Source organism: Nonomuraea sp. NPDC049269 (assembly GCF_043197155.1).
In the GTDB taxonomy this organism is placed as follows: Bacteria; Actinomycetota; Actinomycetes; order Streptosporangiales; family Streptosporangiaceae; genus Nonomuraea.
Genome location: NZ_JBICSO010000004.1, coordinates 509,199 through 528,378 on the forward strand (window position 1 = coordinate 509,199; position 19,180 = coordinate 528,378).

20 protein-coding genes are annotated in these 19,180 nt (G+C 65.7%); 7 read left to right on the top strand and 13 right to left on the bottom strand.

Translation table 11 applies throughout. From position 1 onward, the window contains the following. Positions 1-22: 22 nt before the first annotated feature. Positions 23-1,048 (bottom strand): M23 family metallopeptidase, encoded by a 1,026-nt coding sequence (locus ACGFNP_RS24915; RefSeq protein WP_393322498.1) that lies wholly within the window; start codon positions 1,046-1,048, stop codon positions 23-25. A gap of 529 nt (positions 1,049-1,577) precedes the next feature. Here ACGFNP_RS24915 and ACGFNP_RS24920 point away from each other — a divergent pair. Continuing rightward, positions 1,578-1,844 (top strand): hypothetical protein, encoded by a 267-nt coding sequence (locus tag ACGFNP_RS24920; RefSeq protein WP_358315375.1) that lies wholly within the window; start codon positions 1,578-1,580, stop codon positions 1,842-1,844. 1,463 nt (positions 1,845-3,307) lie between these two features. Here the strand turns inward: ACGFNP_RS24920 and ACGFNP_RS24925 are convergent. From ACGFNP_RS24925 to ACGFNP_RS24935, 3 genes are all read right to left on the bottom strand, one after another. Then, positions 3,308-3,940 carry a TetR/AcrR family transcriptional regulator gene (locus ACGFNP_RS24925; RefSeq protein WP_393322501.1) on the bottom strand — a complete coding sequence of 211 codons (633 nt, stop codon included), beginning with the start codon at positions 3,938-3,940 and terminating at the stop codon, positions 3,308-3,310. A gap of 321 nt (positions 3,941-4,261) precedes the next feature. Then, positions 4,262-4,738 (bottom strand): ester cyclase, encoded by a 477-nt coding sequence (locus tag ACGFNP_RS24930; protein ID WP_358315381.1) that lies wholly within the window; start codon positions 4,736-4,738, stop codon positions 4,262-4,264. A gap of 9 nt (positions 4,739-4,747) precedes the next feature. Next, positions 4,748-5,734 (bottom strand): NADP-dependent oxidoreductase, encoded by a 987-nt coding sequence (locus ACGFNP_RS24935; RefSeq protein WP_358315384.1) that lies wholly within the window; start codon positions 5,732-5,734, stop codon positions 4,748-4,750. 292 nt (positions 5,735-6,026) lie between these two features. Here ACGFNP_RS24935 and ACGFNP_RS24940 point away from each other — a divergent pair, with 292 nt between their 5' ends. After that, a complete protein-coding gene (locus ACGFNP_RS24940; RefSeq protein WP_358315388.1) occupies positions 6,027-7,469 on the top strand; it encodes an ATP-binding protein in 1,443 nt (480 codons plus the stop codon). A gap of 437 nt (positions 7,470-7,906) precedes the next feature. Here ACGFNP_RS24940 and ACGFNP_RS24945 read toward each other — a convergent pair whose 3' ends face one another. Continuing rightward, positions 7,907-9,499, bottom strand: a complete 1,593-nt coding sequence (locus tag ACGFNP_RS24945; RefSeq protein WP_393322506.1) for an alkaline phosphatase D family protein — start codon at positions 9,497-9,499, stop codon at positions 7,907-7,909. A gap of 539 nt (positions 9,500-10,038) precedes the next feature. Between ACGFNP_RS24945 and ACGFNP_RS24950 the strand changes: the two genes are divergently transcribed. Beyond that, positions 10,039-11,352: a cytochrome P450 gene (locus ACGFNP_RS24950; RefSeq protein ID WP_393322509.1), complete on the top strand. Its 1,314-nt coding sequence runs from the start codon at positions 10,039-10,041 to the stop codon at positions 11,350-11,352. Positions 11,353-11,380: 28 nt separating this feature from the next. Here the strand turns inward: ACGFNP_RS24950 and ACGFNP_RS24955 are convergent, their stop codons facing one another. Then, positions 11,381-11,638 carry a hypothetical protein gene (locus ACGFNP_RS24955; protein WP_358315397.1) on the bottom strand — a complete coding sequence of 86 codons (258 nt, stop codon included), beginning with the start codon at positions 11,636-11,638 and terminating at the stop codon, positions 11,381-11,383. Between the two features lie 609 nt (positions 11,639-12,247). On the opposite strand from ACGFNP_RS24955, the gene ACGFNP_RS24960 reads away from it, so the two are divergent. Then, positions 12,248-12,391, top strand: a complete 144-nt coding sequence (locus ACGFNP_RS24960; RefSeq protein WP_393322513.1) for a hypothetical protein — start codon at positions 12,248-12,250, stop codon at positions 12,389-12,391. Here the strand turns inward: ACGFNP_RS24960 and ACGFNP_RS24965 are convergent, their stop codons facing one another. The 3 genes from ACGFNP_RS24965 to ACGFNP_RS24975 form a co-directional block, all read right to left on the bottom strand. Further along, positions 12,392-12,643, bottom strand: coding sequence for a winged helix-turn-helix domain-containing protein (locus ACGFNP_RS24965; RefSeq protein WP_393322516.1), 252 nt, complete (start codon positions 12,641-12,643; stop codon positions 12,392-12,394). A 598-nt stretch (positions 12,644-13,241) separates the two neighbouring features. Next, positions 13,242-13,382 carry a hypothetical protein gene (locus ACGFNP_RS24970; protein WP_393322518.1) on the bottom strand — a complete coding sequence of 47 codons (141 nt, stop codon included), beginning with the start codon at positions 13,380-13,382 and terminating at the stop codon, positions 13,242-13,244. A gap of 328 nt (positions 13,383-13,710) precedes the next feature. After that, complete coding sequence (locus ACGFNP_RS24975) at positions 13,711-13,977, bottom strand: winged helix-turn-helix domain-containing protein (RefSeq protein ID WP_393322521.1); 267 nt, start codon at positions 13,975-13,977, stop codon at positions 13,711-13,713. A 183-nt stretch (positions 13,978-14,160) separates the two neighbouring features. On the opposite strand from ACGFNP_RS24975, the gene ACGFNP_RS24980 reads away from it, so the two are divergent. Then, complete coding sequence (locus tag ACGFNP_RS24980; protein WP_393322524.1) at positions 14,161-14,433, top strand: hypothetical protein; 273 nt, start codon at positions 14,161-14,163, stop codon at positions 14,431-14,433. 70 nt (positions 14,434-14,503) lie between these two features. After that, a complete protein-coding gene (locus ACGFNP_RS24985; protein WP_393322527.1) occupies positions 14,504-15,127 on the top strand; it encodes a hypothetical protein in 624 nt (207 codons plus the stop codon). 67 nt (positions 15,128-15,194) lie between these two features. Here the strand turns inward: ACGFNP_RS24985 and ACGFNP_RS24990 are convergent, their stop codons facing one another. Further along, positions 15,195-15,944, bottom strand: a complete 750-nt coding sequence (locus ACGFNP_RS24990; protein WP_393322530.1) for a hypothetical protein — start codon at positions 15,942-15,944, stop codon at positions 15,195-15,197. Positions 15,945-16,111: 167 nt separating this feature from the next. Here ACGFNP_RS24990 and ACGFNP_RS24995 point away from each other — a divergent pair, with 167 nt between their 5' ends. After that, positions 16,112-16,903 (top strand): hypothetical protein, encoded by a 792-nt coding sequence (locus tag ACGFNP_RS24995; RefSeq protein WP_393322533.1) that lies wholly within the window; start codon positions 16,112-16,114, stop codon positions 16,901-16,903. Positions 16,904-16,924: 21 nt separating this feature from the next. On the opposite strand, the gene ACGFNP_RS25000 is transcribed toward ACGFNP_RS24995, so the two are convergent. The 3 genes from ACGFNP_RS25000 to ACGFNP_RS25010 are packed head-to-tail and all read right to left on the bottom strand — an operon-like array spanning position 16,925 to position 18,989. Beyond that, positions 16,925-17,320, bottom strand: coding sequence for an NUDIX hydrolase (locus ACGFNP_RS25000; protein WP_393322536.1), 396 nt, complete (start codon positions 17,318-17,320; stop codon positions 16,925-16,927). Next, positions 17,313-17,681 (bottom strand): hypothetical protein, encoded by a 369-nt coding sequence (locus ACGFNP_RS25005; protein WP_393322539.1) that lies wholly within the window; start codon positions 17,679-17,681, stop codon positions 17,313-17,315. Before ACGFNP_RS25005 ends, ACGFNP_RS25000 begins: the two co-directional genes overlap by 8 nt. 15 nt (positions 17,682-17,696) lie before the next feature. Continuing rightward, positions 17,697-18,989, bottom strand: a complete 1,293-nt coding sequence (locus tag ACGFNP_RS25010) for a helix-turn-helix domain-containing protein (protein WP_393322542.1) — start codon at positions 18,987-18,989, stop codon at positions 17,697-17,699. Between the last annotated feature and the right edge of the window lie 191 nt (positions 18,990-19,180).

Sequence of the window (19,180 nt, forward strand, 5' to 3'; positions counted from 1 at the left end):
GGCGGCGTTCATGGTTCAGACGTCAGCTGCAGTGTTCGAAGGGGCTGTTGTAGGTGGCGGTACCGGCCTTGCCGCCCCACTTGACGCACTTGTCCGCCGCACTGGCGCGTACCGGACCCGCGAAGTAGGTGAAGTTGCCGGTGTCGCTGACCCGCGTCTTGCCCTTCACCTCCAGGTAGGCGCTGGCCGCGGTGGCCTTGCCAAGGGAGGTCGCCTTGATGGTGGCCACGCAGTTCTGGCCCTTGGCCGAGTTGAACAGCAGGTAGACCTTGCCCGCCGTACCCAGGGCGGCCGAGTCGATCACCTTGTAGCCGCTGCCGCACACCGACGCGGCGGTGTGCGGGTTACCGCCGCCGCCTCCGCCGCAGTTCTTGGAGGTGAGGGTCTGGTTCGGGTAGCCGAACGTAACCCCGTTGAAGACGGCCTTGCGGATGTTCGACGGGTAGCTGCTGCCCTGGCGCACCTCGAAGTGCAGGTGAGGCGAGATGCCGTTGCCCGGCTTGCTGGTGTTGCCGACCGCGCCGATCTTCTGGCCCTGAGTGACCTTGGCCCCGGCGGCGACGGCGCGCGAGTTCAGATGCGCGTAGAAGGACGTCCAGCCGCCCCCGTGGTCGATCTTGACCAGGTTCCCGTAGCCGTTGACCGAACCCTGGTGGGCCGAGATGACCACGGTGCCCGCGGCGGCGGCGACAACGGTGTCCCCGAGGTCGGCGTTCGGCGTGCTGCCCCGGTTGAAGTCGATCTCATAGGACCGGTGAGCGCTGCTGCCGCTGTTGTTACCGTTCCACGACTGGCCGCAGGGGAAGGGGAGCTGGAAGCCCGGGGCGGCCAGGGTCGACACCTGCGGCCCCTCAACCTGGTTCGGGGGGTCGTTGTTGTCCGCCCCGGAGGTCGGCGTGGGGGTGGGTGTGACGGTCTTCGTGGCGGTCGGTGTAGCAGTCGGCGTCGGACCGGCCTCGGTCCCCGTCGTGCTCGCTAACGCGGCCTGGCCCGACGCGAGACAGACGAACAGAGCGAACCCAACCGTGAGTACCCCTTTGGGTCTCATACGAAATCCTTTCTACGTGTGCCGGGGACGAGGCTTGGCCGGCACCGTGCGTTGTCTATGAGGTCGTGCGAAACGTCTCTTGCTGGAGATCAAGAGTGCGGATGAGCCATACAGAGAACATCCAAAACCCGCATAGAGGGCCGGCCGGTTCGGGCACCTGTTGGTCACCGTCAGTCACCGGAAACCGGGAGAGCGGAGGTTGACCTGCGGTTCGCGCTCACGCTGCGGAGCCGGTACGCAGAGAGGGCACGCGGGCGAAAGATGTGCGCGAGGCCACCAGATCCGACCAGGATCAACGACCGCGGGGCGCTTCCAGCCGGGCCTGACGGGTCAGCCGCCCCGAGGCGGCCAGGACCCCGGCGTGTCCGGCGAGGGTATGAGCGAGTTTCCCCCAAAGGGCAGCGCGCCGCGCCGCCGCTTGATCTTCATCAAGGCGAGCAGCAGGATGATCTGAACAGCACTTACCCTGCGCAGCCAAGGAGCCGACTCAAGTGAACTTCACAATGTGGGCAGTCATATTAGGACTCGGATGCGTCCTCGCGCATTCGGGATATACACGCTGGTCACCAATCGACTCCCCCGCCCGTTGATCGGCAAACGCGCGCAATATGAGCCTCGCCGCTACGGCTTGGGGCAACTACTCATGGGGCTCTTCTCCGTTTTCCTGGCACTGTCCAATATGGTGATGGGCTGGTCACATGGATTGTCTCTGGCGCTGATCTTTCTCGCGATCGGATGCACCATGGCAGGTTCATGGTTCTTGTTCTCGGCGATGTCCTCCCGCCGCGCACCTTGAGCGTGCCCACTCGTTCGGATGATGTCGGCTCTCACCTGGGCAAACGTTCCACCGGGATCACTGGCTGCCCCCGTACGCCGCCAAGGGCGCCGAAGCCGCCGGCACCGTCGTTCATCGCCTGTCCTGCCGGGTGTGCGCCGGACGCGGGCGGTTGAGCCTGACGGCCACCTGCGACCTATGCCACGGCACGGAACGCAAACCGGATCTGAGCCTCGACGCCATCCCCGTCACCGACCAAGCGCGTCGCATGATCCGTACCTGCTGGGACCTGGCTGGAGCGCGGCCTCGGCGCAGGTCGGTCGCCACGGTGAAGATGCACAACACCTGCGCCGACAAGCATGTGGTTGCCTGCTCTCGGGCTCGCAAGCTGCGAGCGTGGAAGGACACGGACCTCGTGTTCTGCACACGGACGGGGACGCCTGTCACGGCCCACACGTACGGCGCGACTTCCGAAAGGTCCGCCAGGCTTCCGCCGGATCCCATGGCACGACGATCATGCTCTTCCACCATGTCACTATGCCGTCTGATCAGGGTTTCCTCATCGCGCCAGGGCCAGCGAATGGCACGCCCGCACTGACCGCCTGCGGCGCCCGTCGCGATTCCCGGAGCCGAGGCCCCGCCGCAGGCTCTATCTACGGCGTGGCAGCAACATCGTGGCAAGCCAAATGATGGTGGGCAGCAGAAGGAGCAACACCATGAGGCCGACCCCGAGAGCGATCTCGACGTTGGTCACTGGTCCACCTGAGAGATCATCGTCCACCCCTCGATGCTATCCGCTGCGCTCCCTGATCCTGCCGCCACCTTCGCGAGCCTGCGCTGGGGCGAAGTGGCAGCCCTCCGTCGAATGGACCTGGACCTCATCCTGCGGCGGAGCGACTTCCGAGGCGCGGCCAAGTGGGACGAGAACACACGGAAGATCGGCTCCCGGCCCGCACTTCCATGAAGCAGACCGTAAGATCGCCGACGCGACGAACGCCATGATCAACGAGCACAAGCCGTTTTCTGCCGGTGGGCGATACTGATATCGAACCAGTGACCCCTCGCTTGTAAGCCAACCCGGGAAGGGGCGGGAGCAGCACCAGCACCTACCCTGATTTGGGCAGACAGTCCACGGTTGGCCACCACTGTCCGAGCCTGTACACGGCCGTCGGCACCCAGATGGTCACCCAGTACGGCGGCGCCTGCGATCAGCCGGGAAGCAGAGTGAAGGCCTCGTCGTGGCGCGGGCGAACCACTAGCAAGTGCCGGTGTTCGACGGTTGCCACCTCCTGAGTCCCAGGCACTCGGCGATCGCGATGACAGCGGCGTCCACCAGGCCGAGAGAAAGATCTATAGACCTCTCGACGAGTTCGGCCATGCGAGGAAGGTCCTCGTCCTCCGACCCGGCCACTGAAACCCGTTGCCACCGAAGGACTTCAGGAACGTGACTTCGGCCTGCGGAGCCGCGCCTGGATGCCGCTCCCCTATCTTGCGTGCATGCAGCCCGGAGTTGAACGGTGGGCGACGCCGGCGAGCACCAGGTCGAGTTCCGCCAGCGAGTCCTCCAGAGCGGCACGCTGGTCCGGGGCGCGTGCGATGTCCAGGGCACTCTCGCAGATCCCCCCGTACAGCAGCGAGGTGGGGGGGTCCAACGGCCGGTTCGGGATGCATCCGGCCTCGATCGCGATGGCCAGCCCGCCCCGCATCTGCTCCTTGCACCCGGCCTGGATGTCTCGCATGGCGGACCAGCCGAGCGCGCCCGGCGCCTCGACCAGCGTGATCTGGCGTACGGCGGGTTCGAGGGACGCCTCCAGCAGGCGTCGGCAGCCCGCCGACACCCCGTCCCACGGATCCCGCTGGGCCTGGAACGCCCGCCGGACGATCATCGCGAGCGCCTTTTGGTCGGCGGCGTAGACCTCGCGGAAGATGTGTTCCTTGTTGCTGAAGTGATGGTAGAAAGCGCCACGTGTCACGCCGGCCCTGGCACAGATCTCGTCCACCGCGGTGGCGGAGAAACCGTCGCTGATGAAAAGCTCGCGCGCCGCCGCGACCAAGGCGCCCGTGGTCGCCTTGGTGCGCTCGTGCTGGCTCCGTCGCACATTCGTGTTCTCTGCCACCCGCATATCTCCTCTTGCTCTCAACTCGAGGTTAGAAGAACATACGCGGCGAACGTATTTTCTGAGCCGTCACGGGTGCCCGTGCAGGTGGAGCAGTGGCAGGACCTGGCCCGCGACCTTTTCCAGGGCCGCGTGATGGTCATCAGCGGCCAGCCGGATGATGACGTGCCGGGCTCCTACCCGGATGTAGGAGTTCAGCTATCTCGCCGAGACCGGTCAGCGTCGGAGCGTGGACCTCACGACCGGTCTCTCACAACCGCGCGGGCACGTGCCGCCGGCAGCAGCCGCCGTGCCCGGCCCCATGAACCAGCACGTAGGCCATCATCGCGCCGCCGCCTTCGCCCGCTCCCGCCAGGCGGCGAACCGCGCCGCGGCCTCGGCGGTGGACAGCCCGAGTTGTTCGCACATCTGATGGAAGTCGAAGAAGAACCGCTCGTGGGCGATCAGCCCGTCCCGCACTCTCCAGTGGCAGGCGAACGGCAGCGCGAAGGCTCTGCCCGTGGGCTCGATCCCCACCAGGCTCTCCACCATGGTGGCTCGGATCGTCCCGGCGCCGACGACCAGGTCGCCCGCCGCAACGAGATATTCGAGCTCCACACCGTAATCGGGGAAGGTGCGCAGGAACGCGGCGTTCTGTCGGGCGACCTCATCGATGCCGGTCGCGACGGCCTGGAACGCGATCGTCTCGAAAACGGTGTCCGGGCTGCAGTACCGCAGAGCCGCCTGCATATCGGCGCGGCTCTTGGCCTGCGCGTAAGCGTGGACCACGTCAGCCGGTGTGGTGTGCTGTTCCGACACTGCTCCTCCTTAATTCATCTCGCCGACGGCGAGCACAACCTTGCCCCTGGTACGCCCCGAACCGAGGAGGTCATGCGCCTTAGCCGCCTCCGCCAGCGGAAACACCGCGTCGAGGTGCACCTTCAACTGCCTCTCGGCCACGAGGCCGGCCAGTGCGGCGAGCCCGGCGCCGTCGGGATCGACGAGGTAGGCCACGGCACGCACGCCGAGCTCGTCGGCACGCTCGTGCAACCCGGGGGTCCAGGCCGCCTGCCCGCTGACCAGGACGCCGCCCGGCCGCAGGCACTCCAGCGCTTTGAGCCCGGCCTCACCGCCGAACATCTGGACGACGACATCCATGTCACGCGCCACGGCGGACACCTCTGTCGTGGTGTGATCGATCACTTCGTCCGCCCCCAATCCGCGGACGAAGGCATGCTTGGCGGCGCTCGCGGTGCCGGTCACGTGGGCGCCGCGGGCTTTGGCGATCTGGACCGCCAGGTGTCCCACGCCCCCGGCCGCGCCCGCCACGAGGATCCGCTGCCCCGGGGCGACGGCGGCGACCTCGGTGAGCATCTGCCACGCCGTCAACCCGGCGAGCGGCAGCGCCGCCGCCTCGGTGAAGCTCAAGCCCTCCGGCATACGGGCGAAGTGGCGGGCAGGGGCGGTGACGTACTCGGCATAACAACCCGCGGCCCGGGGGAACCACGGCATCCCGAACACCCGATCGCCGGGCCGGAACCGGGCCGTGCCGTAGCCGGTCCTCACCACTGTCCCCGCGACGTCCCAGCCATTGATGAACGGCAGGTCGAGCACCCGGTTGTACGCCTGCCCCCGGCGCGTGAAGACGTCCACCGGATTGACCCCGGCCGCCATGACCCTGACCAGCACCTCGCCGAACACCGGCGCAGGCTCCTCCACCTCGACCAACGCCATGGTCTCGGCCTCTCCCCACGCCGACTGCTGCATCGCCCGCATGACCGCCCCTCCTGGAGTGATGATGACGCGAGAATACATACATGCACCATGTATGTAAATGTAGAGCGAACGGTGAACGGGCGGTGACGGCGGCATTGAGACGACTGGCAAGACGCTCGATCAGGAGGCTGGTGACGTCGGCGGCGCCGGACGGGGGGCGCCTCGGACATCACGTCGATCGGGAACTCGTCAGGCTGCGCGATGCTCGGACAGCCGGCTCCGGGGTGCTGGGCTCTCTCGGAGGCGACGCGTCTGAAGGCGCCGAATCGGAACAGGACGAAATGTAACCGGAAACCGAGTAAATGTAACCAGCACATGATTACATTTACCTGTGAGCCAGAGCGTAAACGAGTTGGTCGCACGTCTCCGCACAGCCGGAGGCGACTACGACGATGTCGAGGTCAAGTCGGCGGCAGGAGGGTTGCCGCAGTCGCTCGCCTCAACTCTGAGTGCGCTGGCAAACCATCCAGGCGGCGGGATGATCATCCTCGGCCTCGACGAGGCCACCGGCTTTCGTCCGGTACAGCTTTCAGATCCGCAAGCTCTCAAGCAGGGCCTCGCTCACAAGGCTCGCTCGTTCTCGCCGCCTGTCCAGCTTACGATCAGCGACGCGGAAGTGGATGGGGCACCGGTCATCGTCGCCAGGGTGCATGAATGCGATCCGTCGGCCAAGCCGTGTCGGATCACGGCGTCGGGTACGGCATACATGCGGGGGTACGACGGGGACTTCCCACTGTCGGATTTGGAAGAGCAGGCATTCCTTGCCGCCCGGAAGCCGCCGCTCTTCGACCGGCAGCCCGTCACAGGCGCCAGCCGCGAGGACCTGGACAGCGACCTTGTCGCAGCGTTCCTACGTTCGGTCCGCGAACGGGATCCCTACGGCCTGGGCCGTTTCCTTGACGATGCCGAGTTGCTGCGGCGTGCTGGAGTTACTCTGCCCGACGGCACTCCGACCGTCGCAGGAGTGTTGGCTTTGGGGGTTCATCCACAGGAGTGGTTTCCGCGCTTCGTCATCCAGGCTTCGGCAGAGCCATTGCCGACCGATCCCGTAGGATCGCGGGCTCGGAACCAGACAACGATCACTGGAGCTATTCCACGGATGCTGGAAGAGGCCCTGAACTGGGCACGGCGAACCTTTGACACCAGCGTCGTGTCGGCACCGGACGGGACTGTTCGTGATCGGCCCGCCTATCCATACATCGCATTTCGCGAGATCATCGCGAACGCTCTTCTCCATCGCGACCTCGATCATTGGTCGGCTGGCATGGCCGTGGAGGTTCGGCTCCGCCGTGACCGGCTGATCGTCTCAAACCCGGGCGGCCTGTACGGCATCACGGTCGATCGGCTCGGCCGGGATGCCGTCACCTCAGCACGCAATGCGCGACTCGTTGCGATCTGCCAACACGCTCGCACACCAGAAACAGGCGCGCGAGTGATCGAGGCGCTGGCAACCGGCATTCCGATCGTGGCCGATGCCCTGGCAGAGGCCGGGCTTCCACCTGCGCACTATATCGACGCCGCCATTCGATTCACTGTCGTCCTACGGCGGCAGGCAGTTCCCGTCATCCGCCCGGGCGACGACCTGAACGAGACGGAGCTACGCGTCTACGACACCTTGGCGGCCGGGACACGCAGTGTCGCTGACCTCAAGCAGGAACTGAACCTGTCCGCACCCAACATCCGCAAGGCACTACGCGAACTGAGATCGAGGGGGCTCGTCGAGCAACTTGGGGGCCAAGGGCGGCCAACAACCTACCGGAAGCTCTCGGAGTAGGGGCGATGCTGATGTCCATGTACGGCGGTTCGCCCAGCCAGACAAGATGGCATGCGAATGGCGTAAGCGGCCCTGTGGCGTGATCGCTGCGGGGCTTCTTGATGCAGGCAGGCGGTACTGGGTTCGAACCAGAGACCTTTCACTTGTAAGGAGCCTCTTGAGCCCAGCGTGCCACCAGGCAAGCCGCTGGGCGATCGACGGACCCTCCGGCGGCCACTGTCCGGGCGGTGGGGACACATCCGATCTGAAGGAACTGCCCGCGGCGGTGCGCAGTTCCTTCGTCGGCAGTCAAGGTACCGGCCAAGCGCCCGGCAGACCGTCGAAGGTCCACCGCCTCACGGCGCTCTCCCTGGGCATGCAGCGTCCAGCCGCAGAGCCTAAGCAGGAGACGGGAGACCCGGGCACCTCGGCCCAGCAGGATCTTCAGCGACCCAATGTCATCGGCGCTCGGGGGCGAGCGTCTGTGTGAAGAGCGCCTTGCCCTCGACGTCCTTGAGGGTGACGGTCAACTGCTGCGTGCGCGGGTCGATGTCGACCTGGCCGAAGAATTGGTAGCCCTCCAGCGGCGAGGTGGACGGCCGCGGCGGCACGGCCTGGAAGACGGCCTCCGGGCCGAAGGTCGCGTCGAGCGCGTTCGGGCCGAAGGCGCCGGCGTTGAGCGGTCCGGAGACGAACTCCCAGAACGGGTCGAAGTCCTGGTACGCCGCCCGGTCGGGGTGGTAGTGGTGCGCGGCGGTGTAATGCACGTCGGCGGTGAGCCAGACGTGGTTGCGGATACCGAGGCGCTTGATCTGCGTGAGGAGGTAGGCGACGTCGAGCTCGCGGCCCAGCGGCGCACCCGGGTCGCCGTTGGACGACGACTCCTGATTGCTCCCGTCGGGCACGACGAGGCCGATCGGCAGGTCGTTGGCGATCACCTTCCAGGTCGCCTTCGACGCCTTGAGCTCGCGCAGCAGCCACGCGGTCTGCTCCGTGCCCAGCAGGCCACCGTCGGCGACGGTCTCGAGGTCGGTGGTGTTCGGGTCCTTGTAGGTACGCATGTCGAGGATGAACAGATCCATCAGCGGCCCGTAGGACAGCTTGCGGTAGACGCGGCCGATCTTGTCCGGCGAGGCCGGGGAGACCGGGATGTACTCGTGGAACGCCTGGCGGGCACGGGCCGCCAATGGGTCCGCGAGCGTGCCGTCGGGGAACCCGGCACGGCCGACCAGGACCTCGCCGGGGTACCAGTTGTTGAGCACCTCGTGGTCGTCCCACTGGGCGACGATCGCGGTCTCGGCGAGGAAGGCGCGCCAGTTGTCGGCGAGCAGGTTGTACTTGAACTGGCCGCGGTATTGGTCGAGCGTCTGCGCGACCGCGGTCTTCTCCTCGATCACCAGGTTCCGCCAGATCCGGCCGTCGGGCAGGGTCACGGTCTCGGTGACCGGCCCGTCGGAGTACACGTTGTCGCCGGAGCAGAGGAAGAAGTCGGCGTTCGCCGCGCGCATCGCGTCGGCGATCCGGAACCCACCCAGGTCGGGGTTGACGCCCCAGCCCTGGCCGGCGATGTCGCCGGACCAGATGAAGCGGATCGGGCGGTGGCCGTCGTGGCGGCCCAGGCCCGCGCTGAAGTGGCCGACGAGCGGCTCGCTGCTGCGGTCGTGGTCGTGCTGGTCGACGGCGGTGATCCGGTAGTAGAGGTCGGTGGCGGTGGGCAGGCCGCGCACGTTGATCTGGCCGGTCAGATCCGAGGCGGGGGTGACGGTCGGCCCTGCGACGCTGCGCAGGATCCGGCGGAAGGAGGGGTCTGCGGCGATCTCCGCACGCAGCCGGGCAGGGCGGTCGACGCGGGTCCATAGGGAGACGGAGCCGCCAACGGCGTCGCCGGCCTGGATGCCGTGGGTGAGAACGGGGCGGTTGGCGAGTATCTGCCCGGGGGCGCGGCGGGTCGGGCGGGCGAGAGCAGGGGAGGCGAGCGCGGGGGCCAGGGCGAGCCCAACTCCGATGGCGGTCGTGCCCCGGAGCAGCGTGCGGCGGTTGAGCGCGGTCATGCGCTGAGCCTGATGCGATTCGGTCAACGCTGGGTAAAATGCCGGGAACCGGGTGCTGAATCCGCAGCGATCACGAGTACCAGCTTGGCGGTGACCTGCGCTTTGATCACGGCGGCTGGCCCCCGGCGCACCGGGCTGCTTACCCGGACGGCATTTCGCACCGCGGGCAGGCTCGGCCCTCAGCTGACCTTGCCGGGCAGATCGTCACTGGCTGAGGACATCCCGGAGTTCCCGCTGTTCAGGCATTGCATCGCTTGCGGGCCGGCCAGTACCGCGTGTTCGGCCAGCCACCAGCAGTTCTTGCGCTCGATCCCGGACAGCAGCCCGGTCAGGTAGGCGCGGGCGGTACGGCGCGGTCCACCCGGCAGAACCGGTCCGCGATCCGGCCCATCAGTTCCTCGAAGGTGACCAGCCCGTCCTCAGCGTCTACGCTGTCGCCCACGGCCACGGCATGATCACGCGGTGGCCGTACTCATGTGGCCTCAACAGCAAGACCGCGAAGTGTCACTGGGGCCCCATGGAGCACTAGGAGGCAGCGCATGCCCACGAAGCCGTCCCTGCCCGAGGTGGTCGCGGCGCTGCTACGCCGAGACCCGGTCGTGCTGTGCACCCGGCTGGCGCTCACACACGAAGGAGTTGCCCGGCTGCCGATCCCGGGGCGCCGGAAGTTTTGGGTGGTGAGCGATCCCGAGTGCCTGCATCGAATCCTGGTCACCGACGCGAGACACTTCGACAAGGGCGGGCCCATCTATCGGATCATCGCCGATGCCCTGGGCGAGGATGGCCTATTCACGGTGAACGATGAGGCGACCTGGCGCCTGCTGCGCCAGATCATGAATCCTGCCTTTCGCCGAGCCGAACTGCGCACCGTAATGGAGTTGACGGCCGATGCCTGGCGGAGCCGAATGGACGCATGGGACCTGCGCGGTCCGATAGAGCTCTTCAGCGAGCTGAAGCTGCTGAGTGTCGAGGTGTTGATGCGGCATGCGCTGGGGAACGCAGTCGATACGGCCGAGCTCACGCGGCTCGCCCTGCCGGTCTTCGACGGCATGGCGGGGCGAATCTTCCTCCCGCACTGGGCACCCGGGGCGAGCGGCTATCGAAAGGCCATCGCGGCGCTGGATGGCAGAGTTAGGTCAATCATCTCCTCGCGCCGGGATCAGGGCACCGAGGCCGGGGACCTGCTCGGGCAGCTGATGACCGCCACCGATCCGCAGACCGGTCACCGCCTGAGCGACCGGCAGGTACGAGACCAGGTCTTCACGCTGTTGATGGCGGGATTCGACTCCACGGCAACCGTGCTGTCGTGGGCGTGCGTCCTGATGGCCGAGCGAGGGGATCTGTTGGACCGGCTACGGACCGAGGTGGCCGATGTCTGCGCGGACCGCACCCCTACGCTGGAGGACCTTCCGCGGCTCGTCACCGCGCAGGCTCTGCTGCAGGAGTCGCTGCGCCTGCATCCCGCGTTCCCCATGTTCTTCCGCAACGTCAAGGCGGAGACTCGACTTGGCAGGCACCGGCTCGCCGTGGGCGACCAGATCATCGTCGCCCCCTATGCGACGCACCGCGATCCAGCCCGATGGCCGGATCCGGCGGGCTTCGACTCCGGCCGATTCGCCGGCAGGCTCGACCACGAGCAACGGGCGGCTCATCTGCCGTTCGGCGAGGGAAAGCGGAAATGTATCGGTGAGGACATGGCCACCATGACCGGGCTCCTCATCCTGGCTATGTTGGCGCAGCGGTTTGCCGCCTTTCGCCGCCCGGACGGCCATAGCGGCCAGGCGGCCCGATATGCGATGACCCGTCCATCGAGGGACAACGCCCGCTTGATCCTCACGCCGATCGATGAGTAGGCCGACCTAGTACGGCAGCCTCCATTTGTTAGCTGAGCTGCTTGTATGCCGTGGCCAGGCGGATTTGTTGGTGGAACCAGCGGGCGCGGACTTGGTGCTGGCATCGCCAGTGTGACCAGCGCGGGATGTGGTTCTCGTCGATGGGTGGTCGGGTCAGCAGGGCGAAGAGGCGGCGGATCTCGTTGGCGGAGATCGCGATGAGCTGGCCGGCGCCGGTTCTGGCCGACGAGGCAGGTTCGGGGCTGGGGGCGGCACGGGTGGCGGCGAGGAAGGCCAGGGCGAGCATGGCCAGGGTGACGTAGCAGTACCAGGCGGGATAGAGCCGGCAGAGGTTGACCGGAAGATCGCGAACGCGATGAATTCCAAGATCACGCGGGACGCCGATGGATCTTCGGAGGGGCCCTCCGACGCTGGCCAATGGCACGAAGCCCCGGTTCCATGATCGGAAACGGGGCTTTTCTGCTGGTGGGCGGTACTGGTATCGAACCAGTGACCCCTCGCTTGTAAGGACTGTCCGGCGAAAGCCACCACCAGCCGATATGTCCTTAGCGGCAGGTCAGGCGTGGTGTAGAGGTGCTTTCGGTGGCGTTCGATGCGCACCCGTGGGGACTGATCGTCCCCATCTCGTCCCCGGCACTTCCACCGCACCCATGACAGTTTCGTTGAATCATTAAGTAAGGCCGTATCAGGGCTATTGGACGCGACTCATATAACACATCATGTGGACGGTCCCGACGGGGGAACACGCCGGGCCAACGGTCGCCTAGCACCAGGGGGGTCAACGATGCCCGCTCCGCAACCCGCGCATGCCCGCTCACAACCACTCAGCAAACGACTGCTTACCATCTTGGAGCAGACCTACCCTGCCTACTACATTCGGCGGCGAGCATCAGGCATGTGGTCCGCCGCACGCTTCACCCCGCCCTCCGCGGCGCAACTGGAGGCCGGGCTGCACCGATACATCGTGCAGCCCTCCGGAGAAGCGCTGGCCGCCATCCTCGCCAGGCAACTGGAGATCAGCCAGCGCATCCGCGGCTAGTCACCCGTCCAGTTCCGGCCAGTCCTCGGTCGGCACAACAAATGTGCCCTTGCTCCGCCGCACCACGACCAAGCCCTGCTCGGCGAGCGCACTGATCACATGAAGCGCCGTGTTGCGGCCGATGTCGTACATCTGCATGAGCCTAGGAACCGCGGGGATGGCAGTGCGTGGCGGATATTCGCCGGCCAGGATGCGCCGACGGAGATCATCGGTGACCTCTTCCCACCGATGCTGCGGCTGCCATTTGATCATGAAGAAACGCTAGTGGGCCTGGGCAGACCCCATCACACCGGGAATTACCCAGGACCACCTGGGCGGTCCTAGGTCGTCCCATGCGGTCCCTCGTCGCTCTAGAACCCGCTTGTGCGCAAGTGATACACATAAGGGCGTGGCGGCGGGGAACAGACCCGTCCCTTGTACGGGTCTGCCGGGCCCCGCCGCCACGCCTCACACCTGGATACGCAGCAGAGCCGCTTCCGGATGCGTGGAGTGCCCTCCGGACATGCACGGCTGATGGCCGGCTCGGGCCCTCCTGGTAGAGAGGATTACACCTTAGGTGTACCTAAGCTACACACACCGCAGAATCTCTCATACCGTGAGATCGCTTGCACTTGACAAACGATCGATTGGGCCGATGCCTAAAGCGGCAGAGTATCGCAAACGTGAACGCGTTTCGCGTAGATGCGGATCTCTCCCCCGAGGTGGACTCCTCGTGACCGCCGGGATCGGAATACCACTACAGGATGTAACCCTCGGCCGGTTCCCGACAGGGCCGAGTCTCTCTAAGGTGAGCGATGGGCCTCCTACCTGCTGACGTGCGAAGCCCTGCCGGTAGGAGGCCCAGCCACCGTTAGAACCAGTGGCGCGGGTCGAGCATCGTCCACAAGATCTTAAACACCGTGCCAGTCACAGTCAGCGCCGTGCGGATCTTCTGGTGACGCTCCTCCCGCTCGCGCTTCTCGCCGGTCATGCCGATCTCCTCCTCGTCCACCGGACCATCCGGTGAGCAGTCCTGACGGACCAGAGGACCAAGGCCTGCATAGGAAGTTCAGGCCAAGGGCGAGTCGCCTGCTCAACATGGCGCACCTCTGCCAGTCGTGCAACGAGGACAATTCGCACTTGGGGAGTCGCTTCTCCCTCATGGCGCGTAAGAAACAGTCCGCGGGGGGACGATCCTTAACCACAATCTCCCAGGAGTCGTTTCAGTCTGTCGGCAAATGGGCAGCTTTCGGGGCTCGCGGATCTCCACCTTGTCGGCCGACGGCAGCTCGATCTCGACACCACGTTCAGGGCTTGAAGCAGTCCTCAGTCTGGCTGCGCTAGCGGTCGCTGTCGTCGCCTTGCGCGGCCTGGAGCCTCTCGGTGGCACCCTCAAGCACGTAGCTGCCCGTGCCTGGCTCCGTCTCCACCAGGCCCGCCTCGCGCAGCGCTCGATGGACCTTCTGGGCGACGGTGTTGGACATGCCGAATGTCTGCATCAACTCGTGCACGGTCGGCACCCTGTCGCCGGCGGCCAGCTCACCCTCGCGGATCTGCTCGACGATGGCGGCGTACGCCTGCCGCCATTTCGATCTGCTCGGATGCACCCGATCAAGATTGCGTGCCGTACCAGGGCAAACATAGGTACACCTAGACGCCCTGTACTACACGTAGTGATGGTTTAAGACACCTTGACGTGGCACACTCGTTTGCAGCCCTAAATGCAGTCGGGCCCGCCAGGCGCGCGAACGCCGGGACGGGCCCTTGATCGGACGGTGGAGGTCCGATTTATGCGCAAGCCTACGAGGCCCACCGAGCCGCAGTCGAGCGCTCCCCCCGCGCCCAAGCTGCTCCGCTACAAGACGTGGTACGACGCCAGCGAAGGCTGCTACGTCGCCGAGTACGAACTGGGCCTGTCCGACGAGGCCCTGGCAGCGGGCTGTCTCACACGGGTCAAGGCCGCCACCGTCGAGGGGCTGACGCATGCGGCCGTCCGCAACCGCCAGCACATCACCACATGGGTGACCGGGCAGCTGACAGCCGAGGCTTCGGACCGGCCATGAAGCTGAAGCGAGTTCCCCTCCCATTCATCAAGCGGCCCAGGGAGTTGCCGTTCCGGACGGGCGACCCGACGTGACACGAACCCGGGGCGGGCTGCGCATCCCTGACCAGAATCTGTGGACGGGCGAGCTCGTCGACCTTCCGCTGACCTTCGTGTGGGATTCGGCGATCGGCAACATCCGGCTGTCCTACCTGGATCCCAGCGACGACGACTGGCAGCACGGCGTGCTGTGGGTGAGGCACGGCCAGGACCGCGCAGGCTTCCCCAGGTGGAAGGCGATCAACACCCAGCGCACGCTGGAGATGATGGCCAACCACCTGTGCCTGGTGTGCAGCGGCTCGTGTGTGCGTGACGATGGCCGAATCTGGTGGCTGTTCGTTGAAGACCCTGACGTCGCTCCGGATGGCACGCCCATGACGAACCTGCCGCCCACCTGCCGCGCCTGCATGCGCGAGTCGTTGCAAACGTGTCCGCGACTGATCCAGCGATCCCGCGTCGCCACCGTCGCCAGCACCAGTTGGTACGCGGTCACCGCCGACCTGTTCATGCCGTCCGAGCTCGACGAGATGCCCATCAAGGCCGTGCACGAGGTGAACATTCCCCTCGCCGGAGAGAATGCGAGCCTCCTACAGGTCGCGTTAGGCAAGCAGCCGTGGGTGCTTCTTCACGATCTCCGCAAGGAGTCGACCCCTTAGACAGCCCGGCCTTCGCCGCCTGGAGGGGACGAGCGAGGGCCGGGCCCACAACTCTGGTCGCAGTCGCTTACGACTCGGGACCGTCTTGACCCTTCTTGGTCTGCCGGCCCTTCCTCAGGAGCAAGGCGCTGGCTGCTTCATCCAGTGGGTAGGTCGCCGGGCGTTGGCCGGGGATCTCCTTACCTCTGAGGAGCCTGCGAATCTGCTGATGCCCCACTGGCTTTTTGGCCAGATACTCGGCGAGCTGGGCGGCGGTGGCCGTCAGGGCCTCTTGCTTGACAGGTGCGCCATCGGGCCGCTCCCGTTCTGCCGTTGCGTCACTTGGCTGACCGACAGGAGCCTCAGCAGCATCGAGTATCTGCTGACGGACCTCCACCAGCCACTGCTCAATGCGCTTGTCGATCCGGTCGGCCAGCTCGTTGGCGACGCGGGCCCGGACCTCGCTTTCGAGCCGCTCCTCAAACCTCTCCTTGAAGCGTTCATCGAACCGCACATCGAAGCGTTGCTGGAAGTTGATGCTGTCGCCCCACGTATCTGCGTAGACGGTGAACAGTGTGTCGAAGAAGTTGTTCACCCAGGTGTCGACGCCGGGCATCCCGCCGTCCTGCCATGTCTTGATTTGGTCGTGAAATGCTTCTTCGAAGCGGGCCTTGAATAGGGCGTCGAACCTGCCCTGGAACTGGCCTTCCGCCGCAGCGTCGCGCTCCTTAAGTCGTTGGTCGAGTTCCGCGTCGAACCGCTCGTTGATCCACTGATCGAACCGTGCGCGGAACCACTCTTCGAATTGCTCCTCTGTCCACCGTGCCCTGAACCCCATGCAGCGCCCTCGCCAAGAGCAGGAAATGGATCAGTCAAGTGGACGATACGAAGGAACTGCCAGGTCGGATAGAAGATGACCAGGCACGGTTGGGTTTCTCTAGAGCGACAGAAGCCGACCGTTGACTTGACGGTTTGTGAGTTAAACGCGGAATACGGAGAGTGTCGTTGAGCGAGCCTCAACAGCAAGACCCGCCAGCGTCTGCGTTATACGCCATCCGCTACTCCTACGACTGGCTGCGAACTTGGCGGTATGTGGTTGTCCAGCCCTCGGTGAAGCATGTCGGCCTCGCCGCCGCGACGTTCAGCAACAAGCGCGGCCTACAGGTGTTTCCCGGCGTCAAACGGCTCATGGCGATTACCGGGCATTCCAAGCCCAGCGTGATCGACGCCTTGGCCACCATGCGCTACCTCGGCTTCCTCTGGCGCAGATCGTGCGGGCAGGGATCAGAGAGCGGCCAAGCCGACGAATACCAGCTCTGCCTCCCCCGGACGCAGGACCACCTGCCGATGATCGACGCCAAAAGCGGCAAGGAACCCGCACTCCACTCACTGCCGCCGATCGCCCAGCAGATCGCGATCCGGCTCGGTGTCGCCGCACGCCTCGCGAAGAGGGGTGGTCAAATGACACAACCAGGGTGGTCAACTGAGACAACCACCCTGGTTGGCTCAGTTAACCACTGGTGGTTGTCTCAGTTGACCCCACCTACACATCTCACCTACGGATCCACCAACACAGATCATCACCATTCCGATCGACACGATCGGCCCGACGCTGGCGCGTCAGGGCGCAAATATGACTTCAACGACGAGGACGACTGCTACGACTACGTCTGCGATCACGTCGGAGACATCGACCCCATGGAGTCATCAACAGTGGATGGGATGCTCTCAGGCGGAGTACATCCGAAAGCGATCGTGAACACCATCCTGGCCGTGCGGCGAAACCCGGCCGCATAGCTCCGCCCATTCCTCTGTGGTTCAGTCCAGAACGTCATCGAGATGGTCCTGGACTGGACCGTAGAACGGGAACGGCACCAGTTCGGCGACGCGGGCCTGGCCGCACCACTCGACCTCAGCGATCTCGGCTGCGTCAGCCACCCAGGCCGTACCTGCAACCACGTTGCATGCGATGTAGACCATGCGCCGGCCGGTCGCTGGATGGATGCGCTCCCCCAGGCTCTTGACCACGGCCACGTCGAGTCCGGCTTCTTCGCAGGTCTCACGGACTGCGGCCTGCTCGGGAGTCTCGCCGGGCTCGACCTTGCCGGCTGGAAACTGCCACACCAGGCGGCCTTCAGGCACCGCACGTCGGACAAGCAAAACGCGGCCACCATCCACGATGATGGCGGCCGCGATCGAAGATGTCTCAGCCACCGGGGCGGAGCGCCTGCTCGATGTGATCGAAGATGTCGGCGTCGGTCTCGCGCTGCCACTCCGGCAGGTCATCCCAGTCGGCCACGTACGACGGCTTTGGGTCCGCGACGTGCTTGTAAATCTGCCCGAGCCAGCAGATCGCTACGAACCTCCCCCGCTGCTCGCGCGTCAGCTTCGCCGTCTGGCCAGCCGCGGCATCGACGAACGCGCGCACCTGCTCCTCCACCGCCGCGGCGCACGAGCGCTCCCAGTCGGGCGTCTCCTCCCACGGCGTGATATACGACGGCTTCGGCTCGCCGGGGAAGTGCTTGCGCACGCTGTCGATCCACGCCTCACGGAACAGGCGGCCAGGCTCCTGCAAGATGACTCCTCAGATTCAGCCGGCCGCGGCCAGCTCGGTGATGTCGTTGTGTAGCGCGCGCACCTGGTCATCGGTCAGAAGCTCGGCCATCTGCTTCTGCAGTCCGCGAAGCTTCTGACCGATGACGCCGGATCCGGTGCGGCGGGCGAGCTCGACGGCGGTTTTGCCGTAGTCGAGCATCTGATCGCAGTCACCACGTTGGATTCCGAGTGCGGCGAGGTCGACCAGGACGCTCCCGCGTCGGCGCGTGGTCAAGTTGTGTGCGAGAACGTCGGTGAGAGCGGCTTCTGCAAGGTCCGGGCGACGCAAGGTGGTGTAACAGGTGCCGCGTTCCTCGTGGAGCCGTCCACCGTCGAAACGTAGCCACCCGCCGTTGTGGACGCGGCCGGTCATGTCGCGCACCTGCTCGGCGGCATCGAGGGCGCGCTGACATCCGTCGAAGTCGCCAAGGCCCGCGAGCGTTTCGGCGTGGACTGCGGCGACCCAGTGGCGCGTGGACAGATGGCTGTCTCCTCGTCTGGCGAGGTTGGCTGCAAGGTCAAGCATCGGGGCCGCCTTGCCATAGTCGCGTTCGTACACGCCGATGAAGGCGTGTCGGGTCATGGCGCAGGCCCATAGGTCGTAGGCGCCCGCTTCTTTGCTGGCGCTCGCGGCGAGGGTGTAGCAGTGGGCGGCATCGGTGTACTGGTTGGCGTCGAAATGGATTTCACCGGCAAGCTGGAATAGGTCACCAGCCAGGGCACACAACCGTTGGTGCATTGCCGCTGTGGTTGAGCGCTGGAGGGCAGCGATGAGTGCGGAGAGGTGATCCTGTACGAGCGGGTACACCTTGCTCTTTGAGCTGGCCAGCATGAATACCTGCCACAGGTGGCCGTTCAGCGCTTCGTACTGGGTGGCGGTCTCCAGGTCGGGCCTACCTGCACGGCTAGTTACCCGATCAAGATCTAGGGTCTGCTGTCCGACTTGAGGTGTGGCAATGACGGCGCCCGCCATGGTGAAGAGGCGCAGGAGTTCGCGGCGGTTCATGTCGTCATCGGTCCACTCCTGCGCGAGGGCTGGTTGAGTCGTTGGGGTCTGCTGCTGGAGCAGGTAGGTGAAGCGGGCCTTGACGTGGTCGGGGGCTTGCCAGAGGAGGACGGTGAGCATCTGCTGCGTATCGGGGCACTGCTTCAGGGTGGGGTTGCCCTCCCATTTGGCCACGGTGCGCGCATCCACGCCGAGCCGTTCCGCGAAGCCCACCTGGGAGTACTCGTAGGCCTGTCGGAGGACCTTTGCGTGAGCTCCGGTCCACTTCTCTACGACTTCCATGCGATCTCCTTCGGTGAGATCGATTGTGCCCAGGTTTTTCGTGAGCGCCAGTGCGAGGGCAGTGCCAGTTCAGTGCGGGGGCGGTGCCGGTGCATGGCTGCTAGGTAGCCTCGCGCGGTCCTCTTGAAGTGGCGGAATTCCCGGCGCAAATGCCGAGAACCGCGAAGTCAGGAGGTTGCGGGATGGCCAGG